Here is a 785-nt window from a genome sequence, read left to right on the forward strand (position 1 = left end):
GTTAATCGCCGACCTGTACGGCCTGGCCGTCTCGCCGGCGACGTTGCTGGCATGGGTGGCCGAGGCGAGCGCGGCCCTGCAACCGACGGCGGATCAGATCGCCGAGCATCTGCGCGCCGCGCCGGTGCTCAACGCCGACGAATCGGGCCTGCGCGTGGCCGGCAAACTGCACTGGCTGCACATCGCCGCCAGCGAGACGCTGACATGGTACGGCGTGCATGCCAAACGGGGCCTGGAAGCGATCGAGGCGCATGGCATCCTGCCCAAACGCCTGGGCGTGCTGGTGCACGATTGCTGGGCTCCGTATTGGCGGCTTGAGGACTCCATTCACGCCTTATGCAATGCCCACCTGTTGCGCGAACTGCTTTACGTGAAAGAAATCACCGGCCAGCAATGGCCCGAGTCGATGATGCAATTACTGCTGAGCGCCAATCGGGTTTGTACGGCGGCGCGGCACCAACAGCGCTCCCTCGACGCCGACGATGTGGCCGCCTTCCGCACCGTGTACGACGCGTTGGTGCGGGAAGGCGAAGCGCTTCATCCCGAAACCGTGCAGTCGCCGGGCCAGCGCGGCCGCGGCAAACAATCGGTCCCCGCCAATCTGCTGCGCCGATTCCGCCTCCATGCCGACGCGGTCCTGCGTTTCATCAGCGACCCGACCGTGCCATTCACCAACAACGTTGGCGAACGCGCCGTGCGCATGCCCAAGGTCAAACAGAAAATATCGGGCTGCTTCCGCACACTCGCCGGTGCCGAGCACTTCTGCGTCATCCGCTCCTGTCTCG

General features: G+C 65.2%; 1 protein-coding gene. It reads left to right on the forward strand.

Going from position 1 to position 785, the window contains the following annotated elements:
* Nucleotides 1-55 precede the first annotated feature (55 nt).
* Nucleotides 56-785, forward strand: a 730-nt coding sequence (gene tnpC, locus F2P45_RS34335; protein WP_370663349.1) for an IS66 family transposase, incomplete at its 3' end; no start/stop codon positions are given.

Source organism: Massilia mucilaginosa, assembly GCF_011682145.1.
GTDB classification, from domain to species: Bacteria; Pseudomonadota; Gammaproteobacteria; order Burkholderiales; family Burkholderiaceae_D; genus Telluria_A; species Telluria_A mucilaginosa.